This is a genomic window from Pseudomonas sp. GM78, from assembly GCF_000282475.1.
GTDB lineage: Bacteria > Pseudomonadota > Gammaproteobacteria > Pseudomonadales > Pseudomonadaceae > Aquipseudomonas.
The window spans coordinates 1-612 of record NZ_AKJF01000192.1 but is presented as its reverse complement, the minus strand read 5'-3'; the positions used below and the strand labels follow the sequence as shown (position 1 = coordinate 612).

Here is a 612-nt window from a genome sequence, read left to right as displayed (position 1 = left end):
CCGGGCCGAAGATTTCTTCCTGGAACACGCGCATTTTGTTGGTGCCCTTGAGCAGCGTCGGCTGGATGTAATAGCCGCTCGCCAGGTTGCCCTCGAGTTTTTCCACCTTGCCGCCAGTCAGCAGTTCGGCGCCTTCGCCCTTGGCGATTTCCAGGTACGAAAGGATTTTGTCGAACTGCTGCTCGGACGCCTGGGCGCCGACCATGGTGTCGGTGTCCAGCGGGTCGCCGCGTTTGATCGACAGGACTTTTTTCATCACCTCTTTCATGAAGTCGTCGTAGATCGATTCCTGCACCAGGGCGCGGGAAGGGCAGGTGCAAACTTCGCCCTGGTTGAAGAATGCCAGCACCAGGCCTTCGGCGGCTTTCTCGATGAAGGACGGTTCAGCCTGCATGATGTCTTCGAAGAAGATGTTCGGCGACTTGCCGCCCAGCTCCACGGTGGACGGAATGATGTTCTCGGCCGCGCATTTCATGATGTGCGAGCCGACCGGGGTCGAGCCGGTGAAGGCGATCTTGGCAATGCGCTTGCTGGTGGCCAGGGCTTCGCCGGCTTCACGACCGAAACCTTGCACGATGTTCAGCACACCGGGTGGCAGCAGGTCGCCGATCA

Annotated in this window: 1 protein-coding gene; it reads right to left on the bottom strand. The window is 59.8% G+C overall.

Annotated features, from left to right (window positions below):
• The coding region (locus tag PMI35_RS05960) for an aldehyde dehydrogenase family protein (protein ID WP_032831995.1) at positions 1 to 612 on the bottom strand (612 nt) is incomplete at both ends.